Origin of the sequence: Pleurocapsa sp. CCALA 161, assembly GCF_003003995.1 — a bacterium.
GTDB lineage: Bacteria > Cyanobacteriota > Cyanobacteriia > Cyanobacteriales > Xenococcaceae > Waterburya.
On record NZ_PVWF01000094.1, the window covers coordinates 1 to 18,879 of the forward strand.

Sequence of the window (18,879 nt, forward strand, 5' to 3'; positions counted from 1 at the left end):
GTAGTAGGTAGTAGGTAGTAGGTAGTAGGTAGTAGGTAGTAGGTAGTAGGTAGTAGGTAGTAGGTAGTAGGTAGTAGATAGTAAAAATTTCTCATTTCATCTGTGATCGCAAATAGTTGTTGATAATATTTATGATTGATATTTGGGTATTTCTATTGGGCATACTAACAAAAAAGTAAGTTTGGCTTCTAAAAAATATGTTTAAGAAATTAGCATCCGAAACATTTGGTTTGAGTGATATTGGTAAAATTATTTCACCTACTGACTACGATCAAGTAGATGCCGATGATTACTTATTTCACGAAGATGGGGAAAAAATATTTTTCCTCATTAAATCCAAAAAAGATGAATATTGCTTCACCAATTTTGCTTTAATTCATGTAGATGGAGATTCGGCTATTTCGAGTAAAAGATCAGTTAAGCGTTATGAATATGCCAGCCATAAAATTTCACAAGTATTAATTGAAACCGCAGGTAATATTGATTTAGATATAGAATTAAAGTTTACTTTGGACGAACGTTTAGCCTTGAGCATTGATGTAAATAAGAATTGCCTCGAATCATTAAAAGATATTTATAAAGTTCTGATTAGTATTGGTAAACTACAACATCAGCAAGAAATTGCTCGCAACAATGCTACTCAGTGCCTTGAAGTTTTGGCATCAATGTATAAAATTAGTGAGATCGAAAGTGAAGACACGATTGTCAAACATTACAATGCTCTGCTTTTAAATTATAATGCCACCATGTTAGAGCGCTATACAAAACGGGATTTTAGTAATATTTTTGAAAAATATATTCGTGCTTAAATCAATACTTAAATAGCTTACTTCTGCGCGACTCAGCAACCCCTAAATTTCTTCAATAACTGCCTCAGATTGATTGGCGATCGCTTTTAAATTATCAATCATTTGTGGCTCGACATTCTGCCAAAGTCCCCGTTGATGGGCTTCTAGAAGTCTTTCTGACATATCTCGCAATGCCCAGGGATTTTTGGTTTGCATAAATTCCTGTACCTGGCGATCAAAGATATAGGCTTGGGCGACTCCTTCATACATATGATCGGCAACGCAATTAGCAGTGGCATCATAGGCAAAAAGATAATCTACGGTAGCGGCAATTTCAAACGCGCCTTTGTAACCATGACGCATAACTCCTTTAATCCATTTAGGATTAACAACACGCGATCGATATACCCTGGCAATTTCTTCGGTTAGCTTGCGTACTCTGGGGTTACTGGGCTGGGAATTATCCCCAAAATATACTTCAGGGTTTTTACCCGTTAGACTGCGCACCGCAGCAGTCATGCCTCCCTGAAACTGGTAATAATCATCAGAGTCGAGTAAATCGTGTTCGCGGTTATCTTGGTTGTGCAAGACGATCTGTAGCTGCTTAAGACGCTGCTTAAAAGATTCGGGAGCTGCATGTCCCTTGCCCGAACTATCATAGGCATAGGAACTCCAGTTTAGGTAGGCTCTCGCCAAATCCTCATCACTCTGCCAGTTTTGCGCCTCAATTAAGCCCTGCATTCCCGCGCCATAAGCCCCAGGTTTGGAACCAAAAATGCGATAGCTGGCTTTCTCCTTCGCTGCTGCTGCGTCTATGCCCTGAGCTTCAAGTTGCTGTTGCTCTTGGCGTACATGATTACCTAACGGATTAACGTTTTCCGTTTCGGGTAAGTCAGCAACTGCTTGGGTTACCTTGTTTAATAAATCAATAATATTGGGGAAAGAATCACGGAAAAAGCCCGATATTCTGACAGTTACATCAACACGGGGTCGATTTAAAATTGAGCTAGGTAGGACTTCAAAATCAATTACTCGACGAGATATTCCATCCCAAACTGGTCTAACTCCCATTAATGCCATTACCTGAGCAATATCATCCCCTCCTGTACGCATAGTAGAGGTTCCCCAGATGGAGATCGCTAAAGATTGAGGATATTCGCCGTTTTCCTGGGTATAGCGTTCAATTAAAACTTCGGCTGCATTACTGCCGACTGACCAGGCGGTTTCCGTGGGAATGCCGCGAATATCTACCGAATAAAAGTTGCGTCCTGTAGGTAATACCTCTGGTCTACCTCTTGTAGGCGCTCCCGATGCCCCACTGGGTATATACTTGCCGTCTAAAGCTTTGAGTAAATTAATAATTTCGCGATCGCTTTTAATCAAATTCGGTAACAGAGTTTGTTTGATCCACTGGAGTTGAATTGAGGTAATAGGTAATGGGTAATAGGCAATGGGTTGGTTATTAATTAGATTATCTACTAACTCTATGGCAATTGATTCAAGAATCGCGATCGCATCTCCCTGATTACGGGCTTGTTGGAATCGTTTGAGGTAATTAATCTGCCAATCATTCATTCCCTGTAGGGGCGAAGGGCCCTTCTCCCCTACTTCGGCGTTTGCGCCTAATAACGGATCGAAATCCAAACCAAAATCCTGTGCCAAAGCTTGAGTCAGACCAAGACGACCATAACTAGGAGAACGGGCGATCGCAATAATTAAATCCCGTAGTTGTTCCCCATCAGGACATTGACCAAAAATATGTAAGCCATCGCGAATTTGAGCCTCTTTTAATTCACAGAGATAGCCATCGGCGACGGTCAGAAATTGCGCCAAAGTTTGGGTATCCGTCGGTTTGATGCCAAGATCTTCGTCTAGTTTTTCCTGTTGTACCAGTTGCGTAATGCGATCGCTAATGATCTTCAGCCTTGTAGGATCTAGGCTTTGAGCTTCGTAGTATTCATCAATCAGCGCTTCTAATTTTTCTAAACCACCATAAAGTTCTGCGCGGGTTAGGGGTGGAGTCAAGTGGTCGATAATTACCGCTTGCGATCGCCTTTTTGCCTGAGAACCTTCCCCTGGATCGTTAACAATAAAAGGATAGATATTGGGAATAGTCTGTAATGCCACTTCAGGATAGCAATTAGCCGATAATGCCAAACTTTTTCCTGGTAACCATTCTAAATTGCCATGTTTTCCCACATGGACGATCGCCTGTACCCCAAAGCTGCTGCGTAACCAATGATAATAGGCTAAGTATTCGTGGGTGGGTTCAAGATCTGGCGCATGGTAATTTAAACTAGGATCGCGATCGTAGCCTCTCGATGGTTGAATACCGATAAACACATTGCCCAATTGAATTCCTGAGATATCAATCTGTAGGGGCAAACGGCCGTTTGCCCCTACGTCAATGTTCGCCCCTACCTGGCAATCATCAATATATCCCCATCTGTCGGTAATACCCTGTTGTACTTCTGCGGGCAATGTTTCCCAGTACTGTTGATACTCCTCTAGAGATAAACTTTGATAACAAGCTCGATTCAGCCGACTTTCTGGATCGTTGGTGATTCCCTTGGTCAATCGTTGAATCAATTCACCCCCTGTCTGGGGAAGATCCGTAACGGTATAACCCTCTTGTTGTAAAGCTTCAAGAATTTTAATACAGCTTGCGGGAGTATCTAAACCCACCCCGTTAGCAATTCTACCGTCCTTATTCGGATAGTTAGCGAGAATTAAAGCGACTTTGCGTTTTTGTACTGGGGTATTCGCCAGCTTAATCCAATTAGCTGCGGATTCGGCGACAAAATCCAGGCGATCGCTTTTGGGTTGATAGACAACTACATTCGTTTCTAGGCTATCGTTCCAGGTTTGGACTGATTTAAAAGAGATCGCTCGGGTAATAATTCTGCCATCCACTTCTGGCAGTGCCACATTCATCGCTACATCCCTGGGCATTAACCCTTGAGAACTATTTGACCATTGTGATTCGGTACTACTACTCAAAATTACTTGAAGGACGGGAACATTCAACTGCTGCCAAAATTCTAACTGAGCCGATTCGCCAATTTTTGCTAAGGAAAAACTAGTAGTATTAAGTAATAATTTAACTTTTGTTTCTTTAAGTAAAGCTAATAGTTGTTGCTGTAATTCTACATTTCTTAATGAATCAATAAATATCGGTAAAGGGTGCAAATTACGAATAGCTAAAGATTCACATAAACCATCTATTGGTGTAGTATTCCCTGCTAAATAATGAGATCGATAGAATAATATTCCACAAGAGCATTGTCCTAATTTTTGATTAAGCTCAGGATTGATTTTTGGACGTAGTTGATAACTAAATTCAACTGAATTACTAAAGTAACTTTGCCATTTATATTCGCCTAATTCGGGGACAGACTTTGGAGCATCAGGGCAGTAATTTGTTTGTAAGCAAACATCACTAATATATTGCAAAGCATTAAGATAGTTTTCTGTACCGCCTTCAATTAAATATCGCCATAATTGATTGACAACGGTTAAAGAAACCGTAGAATGGCTAATTAAATCTAGATCTGGGGTATTATCTCCAGGTAAAATAAATAAAGCTATATTGTTTTGTTGAGCAACTTCTTTAATTCTCTCAAATCCATAAGACCAATAAGCACTTCCGCCCAGTAGACGAAGTATGACAACTTTAGCAGGGGAAACTACAGTTTCTAGATACATATCTATACTTAACTGCTGCTGCAAATTTAATAAATTAGCAACTCTCAGATGAGGAAAATGATCGTCTAAAATAGCTTGTGCTGTGGCAAGAGTTTGAATATCTGTATCAGCATAAGTCAAAAAAATAATTGGTGCAGAAGACTGTTCAATAAAAATCACTCCTTCAGTATGGGAATTCCATCCTCCAGGAAGTGCTGCGATTTTATGCATAATTTGAGTACGATTTATAATCTTGAGAAATAATTACAGTTCAGTTAAAGCTCATCAAAATAAGCCAAGCTGTATAGAGAAGAAAACCATCTTAGTTATTAGATTCTGATTGTGTTGAGTTCTCCACCTTCTTTGGTTTTTAAAAGAAATGTTCATAATCATGTTTGGCAACAGCTTGCTGAGCTTTGGTTGGATATGGCAACTCAGGAAGAAACTCAGTTATTCACAGAAAATACATTGATCGAGCTGTTAAAAAATGAAACAGAAAAACGCGTTTTACAACAAATAGAAACAGATCAATTCTTCTTATTAATAACACCAAGTTTTAATGTTCTGCTGCATCGAGAAAAAAATCTGGCTGCTCCAATATACCAGGTTAGCGTAATATTTGATTCCGCAGTAATAACTGATAAATTAATTCAATTTTGCTATGAACAAAAGTGGAATATTAGTATTATTGAGCGTCTACGTACTAATCTTACGGCTAAATTAACCACAAACACAAACAGTACCACAGACTTTATCCTCAAGGCAGTTAAATTGCTAATCAATAGCGCAGAACCAACAGATCGCGATCCTAGTCAGTACTCTAGTCCGCAAATGGAAAATTTACTTCATTACCAGGTAGAGCAAGAAAAAATCTTTGAACAGATTAAGATTCAGATCGCTCAAAACCTTAATTTACCAGAAATTATTCAAACTGCAATTAATCGTAGCTGCGATTTCTTAAAATCGGATCGGCTTTTGGTCTATCAGTTAGGGGTTTCGTTAAAATCTGGTCAGATGAACATCAAGCCAGTCAAGACGGTAGATACAATTACCCATGAGGCGAGAAGCAGCGAAGACATTGTGTCGACTTTATATCTGCAAGAGATAGGTTGTTGGGATAAAGCTTCGAGCTGTAGCAAGAAATATCGTCAAGGATTTGGCTTGGTGATTAATGATTTAACAGTAGATTCTCATCTAGATCTTTGTCTTCAGTCTTTGATGAATAAGTTGCAGGTAAAAGCTAAAGTAGTAATTCCAATTAACATTAAAAGCAAACTATGGGGCTTAATCATTGCTCATCAATGTGAACCAAGGGCATGGCAACATCAAGAGGTACAGTTTTTACGTCAGGTAGCGGAATATTTAGCGATCGCTATTTTTAACCATCAATCCTATCAACAGCTACAGCAGCAAAAGAAATTGCTGGAAAAACAGGTGGAAACCCAGTCTCAACAGCTAAAAGATGCCCTGATTGCAGCCGAAGCAGCTAGTAAATCTAAACATGATTTTTTAGGCAGTATGAGTCATGAATTACGAACTCCTTTGACTTGTGTAATTGGTTTGTCTAGTACTCTGCTGCAATGGTCATCGACGAAGCAAAAGATGCACCTATCTCCAGAAAAACAGCATGAATATCTTCATCTAATTCAGCAAAGTGGTAAGCACCTACTTTCTTTGATTAACAACATTTTGGAGTTTTCCGATGTGGAATCGGGTAAGCATCTGCTAGAAATCAAACAGGTAGTGCTGCCTGAAGCAGTCAAGCACACTCTACATTTGTTACAAGAGACTGCTGAGGCAAAAAACATTAAACTGAGGTCGGAAATTAAGATCGAGCCAGAAAAAACTGTTTTTTTTGCTGATGAAATTAGATTAAAAGAAATCCTGTTCCATATCTTGAGTAATGGCATTAAGTTCACTCCCCAGGGGGGCGAAGTAATACTCAGAGTTTGGCGCGAACAACGTCAGGTAATTTTTCAAATTGAAGATACAGGAATTGGCATTGCCCCAGAGGAAATCCCTCTACTATTTGAGAAATTTAAACAAATTGAAAATGTACGCCAGCGAGTTCACGGCGGTACAGGATTGGGACTGGCTTTAACCAAAAAACTGGTGGAGTTACATGGCGGAACAATTGAAATAGAATCAGCTTTGGGTGAAGGATCGATATTTACGGTTTATCTACCTGAAAGAGAGCTTTCTAACCAGAATTTACACTCCTTAGCGCCAACAACGCACATACCTCAAACTGCCTCAGGTTCACAAACCATTGTCTTGGTTACAGAGGATGAAGCTAGCGCAACTTTTATCTGTCAACTATTAAATACTATCGATTATCAGGTTGTATGGCTAATGGATTCGGCGATGGTGGTTAATCAAATTGAACTACTGCGGCCTAGAATTGTCATTATCGATCAAGATTGTTCGATGATGGATGTTCAACATATTGTCAATGCGATCGCTCATGCTTCTTTGGCTGACTATACTAAAGTATCTCTACTTGGCGATCGCTTTGAGCATGATGAATGGCAAAAATTTACTAAATGCGGTGTAGATGAATATTTGCTCAAATCAATGAATCCGACTCAAATTATTAATAAAATTAACAACCTGAGTCAGAAAGAGGATTGTCGTAATCAACTCCAAGATGGTTAAGTTTCAACCTCAATCATCGAGCATGATCAACAATTTGTGGCTTGACCAGTATGTGAGCTACATCCATTAGACGACCGCCAGGCTACTATTCTGCGGTTGCTGATTCTGCTTGAGGCTCATTTTTGTCTAGCTTGGCTAGCTTTTCTTGCTCTCTTTTCTCTCGTTGCTTGCGACTAGCCTCCAAAACGTCTTCAATCACCTTAAGTAACTGCTCCATTTTTTCTAGACTACCGCGATAAATATCGAGATCCTTCTTCATTTTCTCGCTAGATATCTGAAGATTTTCAGCAATTTTATCGACAGTCGCGTTACATTTTTCTGGATCTTGAGCTACTTCGGGATCGCATTCTTCCAAAAGAGTATAAATACCAATGGCAAACAAACGACTGTACTTAAAGTGATCATTACTGGCGATCGCTTTAATTGGTTCAACGATGTGATTCACATTATCTCCGTTGGGATTATCAAACCAGTCCACCAGCTGATCTATTGATTTGTCTTTAGCTAAAGATAACAGAGTCCCCGCTTGCGACTTATAGTTTTGAGGGTCACCATCGGTAGAAATACAAAGAGCATTAAAAATTTTTTCTCGATCTGATTCTGGCTGATAACCTTGCATCAAACGCTCAAAAGAAGTGACAATTCCCAAGTAATAGATCGGATCGGGTTTAAAATCAGAGTTTACTGACAGCAGGTGCATCTCTACTAGTAATTCTTCAATCACTCGACGATAGATAGAGTTGATTGGTCGAGGATAAGCACTATGGAATGCCCTTTTACTATCGGAAACAGTTTTCATAATTGGTTATTAATTTTTTCTATCTAACAATATTTTTTACCCTACGAGTCTGGCAATTGCCCAATCTTGAATTCGCGATTGATGCAGACAAAACTCTTAGCATATCTTTATATTATGCAATGATTATGTCCTCGTATCCGAGATTGATTATCCCCAAACTCGATCTAAAGTGAGAAAATTAAGTTAGGAGTAGAAGATCAAGAGTCTAGAATTAAAAAATGGCGTTGCAGAATCTAGGTATGATTCGGCAATTTCTGCAACCAAACAAATCAACTAAAAAGCTAATAGCTAATAGCTGACTACGTCCTCGAAGGAGGATAGCTGACAGCTACGAACAGATTACTTTTCAGCTTCATACTTCAAATCAGCAACGCCCAAAAAATTTATTAAAAATTTCAATTGTTTATGCAATCATCAACTACAAATCAAAAAACCAGACGGCAGCTTACCTGCCATCAGTTACCGCTAGCTGTATATCGCGAAGTAGCAGCTCATCTGCGCCAGGTGGAAGGAGTGGAGACTGAACTGATTATGCGCTCAATTGAGCATGATCCTCAAGAAAAATTTGACTATTATCAAAGCCAGGTTGCCGCTTTAAAAATCAACTATCTTGAAGAGCTTGCAGCAGCCGACAAGCAAAGAGTCTCAGAAATTCTAGACTATTACGCCCAACGTTATTCATCCTGGCAAGACTATTGAGTTAGCTTAAATACTTATTCAAAAACTTGGTTGTCTGTTTCCAGGCGTCTTCGGCTGCTTCGGCAACATAATTTTGACCAGAAGAATTAGCAAAAGCATGTCCCGCGCCTTTATATACCAAAATCTTGGCATTCTTATCTAGCTTTTTAAGAGTCGATCTTAGCTGGTTGACCGTCTCCAGGGGAATAGAGCTATCCTCCGCGCCAAAGATGCCTAAAATGGGCATTTCTAAGGTGCTGAGTTCCTCAGCCGTTTTCTCTCCCACTTCTCCCCCATAGTAAATAACCGCAGCATTTAATTCTTGAGGAAACAATAAAGCAGTCTCTAGTGACCAGCTACCACCGAAACACCAGCCAAGGGAGGCTACAGCAGAAGCCTGTTTCTCTTTGACCAGATAGTCATAGGCTTTAGAAATATTAGCTTCAGCACCAAACGGATTATTGGCTACTTCTTGTACTAATTGACTGGCTTGTTCGGGAGTATCGGCTGTTTTGCCATTGTATAAATCTACCGCCAACACTTGATAACCTTCTCCCGCCAAGCGACGAGCCATTGCTTTGATGTTTTGATTGAGTCCCCACCATTCGTGAATAGTTAAGATCCCAGGAAGAGGTTTAGTCATATCTTGAGGATAAGCATAGTAACCCTTGATTGCCTGTCCATCTATAGTGATGTATTCAACTGCTTCGCTAGCTACGGGAACTTGCGGTTCTAGCATAGCGATCGCGGTAGGAGTCGGATAGTCATGACGATGTAATGTCAACATTTGGTTGACATTTGGTTTTGCCCAGGAGGCCCTGACGCTCAAGAGCAACGTAATTAAAAATATAGCTCCCAAGACTAGCCACTGTGTAATTTTACTCATAGTTGTTTCAGATGACGCAAACATTACGCATTCTAAATGTTTTTTGCCTGAGAAAGCAGCTACTTTTTGTCACAGCTAAAAGTTAGCTCTTCTAATTCTAAGATGCTCGCTATAATTCATTATTGAGTCTTTATTCCCAACGCTTTAATAAATAAAGAATCTGTGTAGCGTGGTAATTCTTCTTTATTCCATTGAGTTCGCTCTAATTTTGGTTTGATACGTAGCTTGAGGAATGGGTTGCGCATTACTTCCCGATGGTGAATAGGAGGCAATCATGATTATAGGAAGAGTGAGGGTGACAATTGCCACTCCCGTTCCGAGAATCGCTGCCCACCTATGACCAGGAGGTTCTTCTACTGGCCCTGAGCGCTGGCTAACTTCCATGTGTGAATATGATAAATTCAGCTAAGTTATAGTTGATAATTGACAAAAGTAGAGACGATTAAGCAAAGCCCGATCACCCTACATAACATTATTGTACCCACAAATTCCAATTAAGTTAGCATTTAACACAATTTAGGTTATAAAATCTTAATTAAGATTTTCAGGAGATTAAATACTGTGGATGCACAGAAATCAGCCGCATTTAAGCACTTTTCTGTGCTGAGTCGCGAATTAATTGCTGGATTAGATATTTTACCAGCAGGAAAATATTTAGATGCGACGGTGGGAGGAGGAGGACATAGTGAACTAATTCTCCAGCAGGGTCAAAACGTCGAGCTAATTGCGATAGATCGCGATCAAACTGCGATCGCCGCAGTTCAAAAAAAACTGGCTCATTATTATCCCCAGCAGGTTGAGTTTTGGCAAGGCAACTTTGCCGATTATCAACCAAAAAATGTTTTATTTGACGGTATAATTGCTGATCTAGGTGTAAGCTCACCTCAGCTAGATGTTGCGGAACGAGGCTTTAGTTTTCGCAACTCTGCCCCTTTAGATATGCGTATGGATCGCTCCCAAAGAATCACCGCAGCGGAAATTGTGAATCACTGGCAAGAAGTGTCCCTCGCAGATCTGATCTATGAATATGGCGAAGAAAGATTTTCTCGTCGCATTGCGAAAAAAATTGTCCAGCAACGCCCTTTCCAAACTACAACAGAATTAGCTGAGGCGATCGCTGCTACTGTTCCTGGCAAATATCGTCATGGGAGGATACATCCTGCTACTAGAACGTTTCAGGCGTTAAGAATTGAAGTTAATCAAGAATTAAAATCTTTAGAGAAATTTATCGCCCAAGCCCCAAATTGGCTAAAACCAGGTGGCAAAATCGGCATTATTAGCTTCCATAGCCTGGAAGATCGGATCGTCAAACACTGTTTTCGGGGGAGTGAATTATTAGAGGTAATTACCAAAAAACCGATTACCGCCGCAAGAGACGAACAGCAAGCCAATCCGCGCTCGCGCTCGGCTAAACTCAGATTTGCCCAAAGAAAATTGAGTTCTGGAGAATTGGCGGAAAATAGCAATTTTTGTGTAAACAAATCGTGATATTGCGCTCGCTTAGGGAAAAAAATATTTAAGGTTAAAACAAGACCATAGCCTTAAATTCAAAAAACTCACAATAGCGATGATTTCCGTAATTTACTCTCCAGAATTTCTCGAACACAACACGGGTTATGGACATCCAGAGAAAGCTAAACGGTTAATAGCGATCGCCGAAGCTTTAAAAACTGTTCAGTGGCAGGAGCAAATTGCCTGGCAATTACCCACTCCAGCGGAGTCAAGGAATGTATTAGCTTATGTCCAGCAGATTCATACTCCAGAACATATTGAACGAATTAGACGAGTTGCTGAGTCAGGTGGGGGATATCTAGATGGTGATACACCTATATCAACACGGAGTTATGAAGTGGCTCTATTAGCCGTAAGTGCTTGGTTAGATGGAGTCGATCAAGTCTTAAATCATCGACCTGCTTTTGTGTTGGCACGTCCTCCAGGACATCATGCTACTAGGGATACAGCCATGGGTTTTTGTCTATTTTCTCATGCAGCGATCGCTGCTCACTATGCTTTAAGCAAGCCGAAAATTGAGCGAGTTGGGATCTTGGACTGGGATGTTCATCATGGGAATGGGACAGAGGCGATCGTCACAGATAACCCCAATATTGCTTACTGTTCTCTACATCAACACCCTTGCTATCCATATACAGGGACAAAACAAGGTATTAGCGGCAAGTATCATAATCTTCTTAATCTGCCTCTCTCGGTAGGCAGTGCGATCGCTGATTATCAACGCATATTTGAACAAGAGGTGATGCCATTTTTCGACAGTTGGCAACCAGATTTACTAATTGTCAGTGCAGGTTATGACGCTAATGATAGTGACCCCTTAGCTGAGATCGCCTTACAGCCTGAAGACTACGCAATCCTGACAAAATATGTTTTAAATATTAACAAGTATCCTTTATTTGGTCTAGAAGGTGGCTATCATCTAGCAGCTTTAGCTCGTTCAGTGCTTGCCACTTTAAGCACTTGTCTGTAATAGTTGTTGATTATTCTTGCCTCGTCTTATTGAAATTATTTACGTATCCTAAACCTAAATATTAATTACTTGTGTTTGCTCTAGAATAGAATTGCTATTAACAATATGAATATTGCCACTTCTGAACCATCTTTGTACCAGTTAACTCAGGACTTAGATGAACCTCTGGTATCCCTTTCAGTGGGAGCAGAGACACTCAAGTATTATGTTAGTAGTATTATTGATTTGTTAATTGAAGAACAAATTCGCGCCACAGTTTGGGTCAAATTACCGCAAACTCAAAGTTGGATCAATCAAATTAGACGATTACAGCAAGAGGGCAATGTTGAACAAATCTTTGTTTGTAACAATCAACGTCACCAACTTGGTTCAGCTTTACAAAAAAATGCTGCCAAAACTCCTATTGCTGTTAAGCTTCATCAGAGCCAAACCCTACAGCGAGAATGTTGCTTAATTGTCTCTGGGTCAGATTTTTGTTCTTTGGTCGTAGCTCAATGGCAAAAAAGCAAAATTCAAATTGATAATTCGGGTAAAAGATTACAGCAACCATATTTAAAAATGGTTTCTAGTTTTGTACCTCAAGAAATCAGGACTATTCTAGCCAAAATTAAGCAAAATATTGTTTTAGAGAGTACTCAAGCCAATGAAGCTTTCGCTTTCAATTTGCCCGCAGAAGTTAAGGCAGATTTGTTTAATAAGCTAATTACTTTACAAGTTAGTCAACAGGAAAAAGTTCAGACTGCATTAAACATATATCGCGCCAGAGGTAACAATCAACCTGCACCTACTGTCAATATCTTAGGCTTACAAGAAAACTTTCTCAACGATTTGGTTCAAGAATTGAGATCGCCAATTACACATATGAAAACGGCTCTAAGTCTGTTGGAGTCGAAACAAATCAAGGGAGAGCAGAGGCAGCTATATCTCCAAATGCTTAGTAGCGAATGCGATCGCCAAAATTCTTTGGTAAATGGTCTATTGGGTTTATTGCAGTTGGAAACTCCAGCCGAAGCCGAATATCTGCGCTTAGATGATTTTGTGCCAGGCATAGTCAGCACCTATCAACCTCTAGCCGAAGAAAAAGAGATTCAGTTAGGATACACAATTCCTGCCAATTTACCGCCAATCTTTTGTCCTAAATCCTGGTTTAGACAAATTATTATCAATCTGCTCAACAACAGTTTACAATTCACTCCAGCCAAAGGAAAAGTCTTTGTGCAGGCATCCTTTAAGAAAGAAGTTCAGCAGATCGAAATTTTAGTCACAGATACTGGGGTGGGTATTCCCAGTAAAGAAATCAATCGAATTTTTGATGGCTTTTATCGTACTAAACCTTCAGATAAATCTCAATCTGCGGGGGCTGGCTTAGGATTAACTTTAGTCAAGCAATCTGTTCAACGCAGTGGGGGAGAGATTTCGGTTACTAGTCAGCCAAATAAGGGAACAGTCTTTAAAATACTTATGCCCGCTGTTCCCCCAGAGTTAGTTTAATTGACCAAATTAAGCAACTTTAATTAAAGCTGGCGATCGTTTTAACTCAGTTAAATTAGCATTACCAGTACAGAATAAAACGGTTTTCAGTTCGGCAATTAATAATTTAATTAACTCATCGATAGCTGTTGGCGACTCAGATGCTGCTTGAAGGAAAGGAAAAGCTAACCCTGCTAAATCTGCGCCCAAAGCGATCGCTTTGGCTACTTCCATTCCGTTGCGTAATCCCCCTGAAGCAATTAGAGGTAAATCTGGATATTGCTCGCGAATTTGGACAATACAGTCGGCGGTAGAAATTCCCCAGTCAGCAAAAGTTCTCCCTAATTGTCGCTGGAGATTATTTTCGGCTCTTTCACTCTCTACCATTGCCCAGGATGTTCCTCCAGCACCCGCTACGTCAATAACATCTACTCCAGCCTCAATTAGTTTGGTTGCCATTTCCTGAGAAATTCCGTTGCCTACTTCTTTGGCAATTACGGGTACATTGATCTGTTGACATAACTGCTTGATTTTGGCGAGTAAGCCTTTAAAGTTAGTATCACCGTGGGGTTGAATACATTCTTGCAAAGGATTAAGATGCAGAATTAAAGCATCAGCTTCTAAAATATCGACTACCCGCAGGCACTGTTCTAAACCATAGGTGTAGTTAAGCTGTACTGCTCCCAAATTAGCAAACAACAGGACATCAGGAGCAAGCGATCGCATGGCAAAAGTATGAGCTACAGTCGGGTTTTCAACGGCAATACGCTGAGAACCTACCCCCATAGCTAATCCGTATTGTTGGGCTGCTAGTGCTAAACGAGAATTGATTATTTTTGCCTGTTCTGTTCCTCCTGTCATCGAAGAAATTAGCAGTGGTGCTGTTAATTTCTTACCGAGAAACTGAGTGCTAAGGTCAACTTCGCTTAAATTAAGCTCTGGTAAGCAAGAATGAGCAAAACGGTATTGCTCTAATCCGTTGCTAAGGCGAAACTGTACGTCATCTTCTAGACAAATACGCAGATGATCGGCTTTTCTAGTTTGCGTATTAGTCATTAATTTTTTGCTCCCTATTTAGCAGCTTAATTTTTTTAACTCGATCTTAACTGTTCCTGAAGATCGTAAAGCAGTTTTGATGATGTCTGGCAAAAAAAAACGAAAATGAGGTGAACTGTAACAATTCACCTCAGCTAAATACTTTGTCTGATTTAACAAGCAAATAAGGCTAGTTATTAAGAAAACTATGCTTATTTCCTGATATTTTTAGCCATATTGCGGAACATATCCATGTCATTGTCTGGACGACGCTTTTCAGCAGAAGGCTTAGGAGCATCAAACTTAGTTTGGGACAGTGGTGTTATTTCGGGTGTAAACTCTCTAACTGGATTAGTTTGTGTAACTGCGGACCCGCCAGTAACTCCAGGTTGAGACTGAGAGCTTGGAGTAGGATTGAAAACAGTATTTACGGTAGTATTTTGGTTAGTGTTACTATTTTTGTAAAGATTGTTTCTGTTTTCCATAGAAGAAACTTCGTTTTCAAAGGCAAAACCATCTTTGTTTTTGAGGGTTTTAGGAAAAGTTCTTCTAGTTCTTTTACTGGTTCTCATATAGTTGATGTCGCCCATAGTCATAGCGTCATCAGGGTCTAAGAAAAAATCTTTGTCTCCCATGAGTATTTATGTCTCCTATTTATTATTAGTTATTCAATGATGCCCAGATGTTGATAATTATCTGAGGTCGAGAACCTTGAGTATTGAGTTAAGGAACGTAACCAAAAATTAATTATATTTAAGTATTATTTTACACATAAGTAAGCTTAATAGTCAATGAAATTGCGGAGCTTATCAAGTAACATTTTGTCAAAAACTCTAGTTATAAATACTCAGTTGCTGGATAACTCTTAAAAAACAGAAAGAAGGCAAAAGCGCGATCGCTCTTTGAGGAAGTTTCAAGCTTTTTGCGCTCTATCCTACAGCTACAAACAGTCAGGGGACAAGGTAAAACGGAAGTTTCACGGTAACGCGATTATCCGTACTCATCTTTAGAACTGGGCAGTTGTAATACTTACTCGTAGCAATATTAACCATAGTGCCATTAGACAAGAATTGTGCGATCGCTATCAGGAACTAAGAAAATCAGTTAAGGGCAAAGATGCCTTAATCAGAATTTACTTTAAACTGACACGAATGTTGTTTTATGAACTCGTCAAAGAACTTAAAATAGATTAGAGAGAAACTTAGTATTCAAAAAATGGGTTGAAAGAATTATGATATATATCAATGCAATCTGTGAGTAGGTTTCCATCGTCATTTGACGTAGATACCTTAAAAGAAAATAAATAGTCAACAAAATTTATTAACTATAGAGAAATAATTCTCTAGCTGTAAAATATTTTCAAATCAGGAGAAATTAAAATCAATGAAGAGATTCATAGGCGTTGTTGCTGTCTTATTATTAATTGTCGGTGCTTGGGGATTTGCTCCCACAGCCCATGCAAGTGCATCAGGACTATATACCATCCAGCCTTCAGCACTGCTAGCTCGTGTAAATACATCTGATGCTAAGCGTCGAGAACTAATTAAGGGTAAATTAGACCTTAATAATAGTGATGTCCGTGAATTCCGCAGATTGCGTGGATTTTATCCAGATCTAGCTAGTAAAATCATCCAAAATGCTCCCTACAACTCGGTAGAAGATGTTTTAGATATTCCTGGCTTGAGTCCTAGTCAAGCAGAACGATTACAGGCTAACATAGATGAATTTTTTGTGACGGATGTAGAAGCTTCCATGAATGCTGGTGGCGATCGCTATAATCCTGGACTATATTAGAATTATCGCTGTTGATTTAAAAGAAATTGAGCGTGATATTCTATCTTGCGTTGCGCAACATGTATGCTTAAAACGTCAAGCGTCCAACTTTTTTAATATGTAATTTTTAGGACCACGTTTATTAATTAAGCGTGGTTTTTTTGACCCTATATGGCATGATATCCAATTAAGATTTAAGATAACTAAAATTGATTTACCCTAAGTTTGATGTCATCGTTGTGGGTTCAGGGGCTGCGGGGCTTTATGGTGCTTTATGTCTGCCCGATAATTTGTCAGTAGCTTTAGTCACCAAAGATCAGTTAAATACAGGAGCTAGTGATTGGGCTCAAGGTGGAATTGCAGCAGCAATCAGTGCGGAAGATTCTCCTAAGTTACATTTAAACGACACGCTTAAAGCAGGAGCGGGATTATGCGATCGCCTGGCGGTTAAATTTTTAGTCGAACATGCGGAAAGTTCAATTAAATCTTTAGTCGAGATGGGAGTGGCGTTTGATCGCCACCAAAGCCAGCTGGCTATGACCCTAGAAGCAGCCCATTCTCGCCCCAGAGTACTTCACGCTGCGGATACTACAGGCAGGGCGATCGTCGCGACTTTAGCCCAGCAGGTATTACAAAAAAACAATATTCAGGTCTTATCCCAAGCATTTGCCCTCAAACTTTGGCTCAATTCCCGCCAGGAGTGTCAGGGTATTAGTATTTTAAAAGACCATCATGTGAGCTGGATTCAAGCGGGGGCAGTTATTCTCGCCACAGGAGGAGGGGGACAGGTATTTTCCCAAACTACCAATCCCGAAGTCAGTACGGGGGATGGGGTGGCACTTGCCTGGCGCAGTGGAGCAACAATTAGAGATCCCGAATTTGTCCAGTTTCACCCTACTGCTTTAACTGTACCTGGCGCACCCAGATTTTTAATCAGTGAAGCGGTTAGAGGAGAAGGTGCGCACTTAATTGACCATAGTGGCAAACGTTTTGCTTTTGATTATCATCCTGATGGAGAATTAGCCCCTAGAGATATTGTCAGTCGAGCTATCTTTAGCCATTTACAAAAGACAGGGGAAAGTCATGTTTTTCTCGATCTCCAAGCAATTCCCCCAGAGCGTATTCGTTATCGGTTTCCGAATATTATTCGCGTCTGTCAGCATTGGGATGTAGATATCTTCACTAAACCAATTCCCGTAACGCCCGCGGCTCATTATTGGATGGGAGGAATTATCGTTGATACCATGAACCAAACTTCGATTCCTGGACTGTATGCAGTGGGCGAAACTGCCAGCACTGGAGTACACGGGGCAAATCGTCTGGCGAGCAATTCTTTGTTGGAATGTATCGTCTATGCCTCGCAACTAGCAAAACTACAGCCTCTTTCCCTCCCAACTGTTGTTGCACCAGCAATGAAGGAAATATCTGCTGATTGGGACAAAGAACTAAATTTGGTAACCATAATTAGAAATCAATTACCCGAGTTGATCTGGCAGAGTGCGGGAATATGCCGTAATGCCAGGATTATGGAGCAGGCGATCGCCCAAGTAAAGGATTGGCGATCGCAAATGCATAATTTAAGCCTGAATCAATACGTAGCTGTATTGCCTACACAACAGTTTAAACTACGCCACGCCTTAGCAGAACCGCAGTTAAAACTATATGCAGAAACACTAAATCTACTTGATATAGGTTATTTAATTCTTAAAAGCGCCGCATTCCGCACTGAAAGTCGTGGCGGACATTATCGTGAAGATTATCCTGACACTCTAGATAGCTGGCAGTTGCATACAATCATTCATCAGGAGCAGTGGAGCAAATCTTGAGTTAAGTTAATACGCTTAGTGTGAATTAGCTTCGTTCGAGTTTACTAGTTCGTAGCTATTAGCTATTAGCTTTTAAATATTAGCTTTTAAATATTACCCAGTAACAGCGAAACAACGTTATTTCATTCCTTGAATTAAAATTCACTATGACAAGTACTAGTTCACAAGCAATTTTTAATTCACACCAGACGTTTAATATAATTTTTAATTAATTTTTGATTTGATATAAATTCTGCTGCTCAATATAATCTTTAACCGCAGGGGTAACTAAACTTTGGTCTTTTTGCACACGATAATTACTAGAAGATACTTCGGCTACTTTTAAACTGGCGATCGCATATTCTCCACCAAGACGGTTTAAGCTCGCTAAAGCCTCTGTTTCAATGCCATATCCCATACGGGGTACAATTAACAGTTTCACTTGCCCTAGTAATTCTTTAATACAATACCAACTATGGATTTGCGGGAGAATATCCGAACCAATTACCAAGCTCAACTCAATATTCTGTCCCCATTTTTGCCTCGCTTTGTTGACGGTAATTAAAGTATAGCGATCGCTTAATTCTGGATGGAGACTAGTATTATTCAGACCAAGATCGTCAACTACCAGCTGCAACATCTCATTACGGTATTGCAAGGGAGTTTGCTGCTGTTTAAACGGATTATCTGATGCCCAAACTACTACGCGATCATAATGCTGTGATAGCCAGTGTAAAATAGTCTGATGTCCTATGGTTGGGGGATCGGCACTAGTGCCAAACAAAGCAATTTTTTTCATTAATGGCTAGTTAGTGAGTTTAGTT

General features: G+C 40.0%; 15 protein-coding genes. 8 read left to right on the plus strand and 7 right to left on the minus strand.

Annotation, left to right across the window (positions count from 1 at the left end; genetic code table 11):
* Positions 1-197 precede the first annotated feature (197 nt).
* Positions 198-809: a PH domain-containing protein gene (locus tag C7B62_RS18710; RefSeq protein WP_106240504.1), complete on the plus strand. Its 612-nt coding sequence runs from the start codon at positions 198-200 to the stop codon at positions 807-809.
* 42 nt (positions 810-851) lie between these two features.
* Here C7B62_RS18710 and cobN read toward each other — a convergent pair whose 3' ends face one another.
* Positions 852-4,703 carry a cobaltochelatase subunit CobN gene (cobN, locus tag C7B62_RS18715; protein WP_106240508.1) on the minus strand — a complete coding sequence of 1,284 codons (3,852 nt, stop codon included), beginning with the start codon at positions 4,701-4,703 and terminating at the stop codon, positions 852-854.
* A gap of 111 nt (positions 4,704-4,814) precedes the next feature.
* Between cobN and C7B62_RS18720 the strand changes: the two genes are divergently transcribed.
* Positions 4,815-7,127: a GAF domain-containing sensor histidine kinase gene (locus C7B62_RS18720; RefSeq protein WP_106240511.1), complete on the plus strand. Its 2,313-nt coding sequence runs from the start codon at positions 4,815-4,817 to the stop codon at positions 7,125-7,127.
* An 85-nt stretch (positions 7,128-7,212) separates the two neighbouring features.
* On the opposite strand, the gene psb29 is transcribed toward C7B62_RS18720, so the two are convergent.
* The gene (psb29, locus tag C7B62_RS18725) at positions 7,213-7,926 is read right to left on the minus strand and encodes a photosystem II biogenesis protein Psp29 (protein WP_106240514.1); all 714 of its coding nucleotides are present in this window, start codon (positions 7,924-7,926) and stop codon (positions 7,213-7,215) included.
* Positions 7,927-8,331: 405 nt separating this feature from the next.
* Between psb29 and C7B62_RS18730 the strand changes: the two genes are divergently transcribed.
* A complete protein-coding gene (locus tag C7B62_RS18730) occupies positions 8,332-8,625 on the plus strand; it encodes a hypothetical protein (RefSeq protein WP_106240517.1) in 294 nt (97 codons plus the stop codon).
* Position 8,626: 1 nt separating this feature from the next.
* Here C7B62_RS18730 and C7B62_RS18735 read toward each other — a convergent pair whose 3' ends face one another.
* Both C7B62_RS18735 and C7B62_RS18740 read right to left on the minus strand, forming a co-directional pair.
* On the minus strand, positions 8,627-9,490 hold the full coding sequence (locus tag C7B62_RS18735; RefSeq protein ID WP_106240521.1) for a dienelactone hydrolase family protein: 864 nt from the start codon (positions 9,488-9,490) through the stop codon (positions 8,627-8,629).
* A gap of 183 nt (positions 9,491-9,673) precedes the next feature.
* On the minus strand, positions 9,674-9,874 hold the full coding sequence (locus tag C7B62_RS18740) for a hypothetical protein (RefSeq protein ID WP_106240524.1): 201 nt from the start codon (positions 9,872-9,874) through the stop codon (positions 9,674-9,676).
* Between the two features lie 177 nt (positions 9,875-10,051).
* Between C7B62_RS18740 and rsmH the strand changes: the two genes are divergently transcribed.
* The 3 genes from rsmH (at position 10,052) to C7B62_RS18755 (ending at position 13,463) form a co-directional block, all read left to right on the plus strand.
* Positions 10,052-10,978: a 16S rRNA (cytosine(1402)-N(4))-methyltransferase RsmH gene (gene rsmH / locus C7B62_RS18745; RefSeq protein WP_106240528.1), complete on the plus strand. Its 927-nt coding sequence runs from the start codon at positions 10,052-10,054 to the stop codon at positions 10,976-10,978.
* Positions 10,979-11,057: 79 nt separating this feature from the next.
* Complete coding sequence (locus tag C7B62_RS18750) at positions 11,058-11,972, plus strand: histone deacetylase (protein ID WP_106240531.1); 915 nt, start codon at positions 11,058-11,060, stop codon at positions 11,970-11,972.
* 105 nt (positions 11,973-12,077) lie between these two features.
* Positions 12,078-13,463, plus strand: a complete 1,386-nt coding sequence (locus C7B62_RS18755) for an ATP-binding protein (RefSeq protein ID WP_106240535.1) — start codon at positions 12,078-12,080, stop codon at positions 13,461-13,463.
* A gap of 9 nt (positions 13,464-13,472) precedes the next feature.
* Here C7B62_RS18755 and fni read toward each other — a convergent pair whose 3' ends face one another.
* Both fni and C7B62_RS18765 read right to left on the minus strand, forming a co-directional pair.
* Positions 13,473-14,498, minus strand: coding sequence for a type 2 isopentenyl-diphosphate Delta-isomerase (gene fni / locus C7B62_RS18760; RefSeq protein WP_106240538.1), 1,026 nt, complete (start codon positions 14,496-14,498; stop codon positions 13,473-13,475).
* Between the two features lie 191 nt (positions 14,499-14,689).
* Positions 14,690-15,112 (minus strand): hypothetical protein, encoded by a 423-nt coding sequence (locus C7B62_RS18765; protein ID WP_106240540.1) that lies wholly within the window; start codon positions 15,110-15,112, stop codon positions 14,690-14,692.
* Positions 15,113-15,860: 748 nt separating this feature from the next.
* Here C7B62_RS18765 and psbU point away from each other — a divergent pair.
* Complete coding sequence (gene psbU / locus C7B62_RS18770) at positions 15,861-16,271, plus strand: photosystem II complex extrinsic protein PsbU (RefSeq protein ID WP_106240543.1); 411 nt, start codon at positions 15,861-15,863, stop codon at positions 16,269-16,271.
* Positions 16,272-16,459: 188 nt separating this feature from the next.
* Positions 16,460-18,076, plus strand: a complete 1,617-nt coding sequence (nadB, locus tag C7B62_RS18775) for an L-aspartate oxidase (protein ID WP_106240546.1) — start codon at positions 16,460-16,462, stop codon at positions 18,074-18,076.
* A gap of 208 nt (positions 18,077-18,284) precedes the next feature.
* Here the strand turns inward: nadB and C7B62_RS18780 are convergent, their stop codons facing one another.
* A complete protein-coding gene (locus tag C7B62_RS18780; protein ID WP_106240551.1) occupies positions 18,285-18,854 on the minus strand; it encodes a nicotinate-nucleotide adenylyltransferase in 570 nt (189 codons plus the stop codon).
* Between the last annotated feature and the right edge of the window lie 25 nt (positions 18,855-18,879).

What these genes read in the sequence shown, in the direction of transcription:
- C7B62_RS18710 (WP_106240504.1), top strand. Translation starts at nt 198, where the DNA reads ATGTTTAAGAAATTAGCATCCGAAACATTTGGTTTGAGTGATATTGGT.
- cobN (WP_106240508.1), bottom strand. Translation starts at nt 4,703, where the DNA reads ATGCATAAAATCGCAGCACTTCCTGGAGGATGGAATTCCCATACTGAA.
- psb29 (WP_106240514.1), bottom strand. Translation starts at nt 7,926, where the DNA reads ATGAAAACTGTTTCCGATAGTAAAAGGGCATTCCATAGTGCTTATCCT.
- C7B62_RS18730 (WP_106240517.1), top strand. Translation starts at nt 8,332, where the DNA reads ATGCAATCATCAACTACAAATCAAAAAACCAGACGGCAGCTTACCTGC.
- C7B62_RS18735 (WP_106240521.1), bottom strand. Translation starts at nt 9,490, where the DNA reads ATGAGTAAAATTACACAGTGGCTAGTCTTGGGAGCTATATTTTTAATT.
- C7B62_RS18740 (WP_106240524.1), bottom strand. Translation starts at nt 9,874, where the DNA reads ATGGAAGTTAGCCAGCGCTCAGGGCCAGTAGAAGAACCTCCTGGTCAT.
- C7B62_RS18750 (WP_106240531.1), top strand. Translation starts at nt 11,058, where the DNA reads ATGATTTCCGTAATTTACTCTCCAGAATTTCTCGAACACAACACGGGT.
- C7B62_RS18755 (WP_106240535.1), top strand. Translation starts at nt 12,078, where the DNA reads ATGAATATTGCCACTTCTGAACCATCTTTGTACCAGTTAACTCAGGAC.
- fni (WP_106240538.1), bottom strand. Translation starts at nt 14,498, where the DNA reads ATGACTAATACGCAAACTAGAAAAGCCGATCATCTGCGTATTTGTCTA.
- C7B62_RS18765 (WP_106240540.1), bottom strand. Translation starts at nt 15,112, where the DNA reads ATGGGAGACAAAGATTTTTTCTTAGACCCTGATGACGCTATGACTATG.
- psbU (WP_106240543.1), top strand. Translation starts at nt 15,861, where the DNA reads ATGAAGAGATTCATAGGCGTTGTTGCTGTCTTATTATTAATTGTCGGT.
- C7B62_RS18780 (WP_106240551.1), bottom strand. Translation starts at nt 18,854, where the DNA reads ATGAAAAAAATTGCTTTGTTTGGCACTAGTGCCGATCCCCCAACCATA.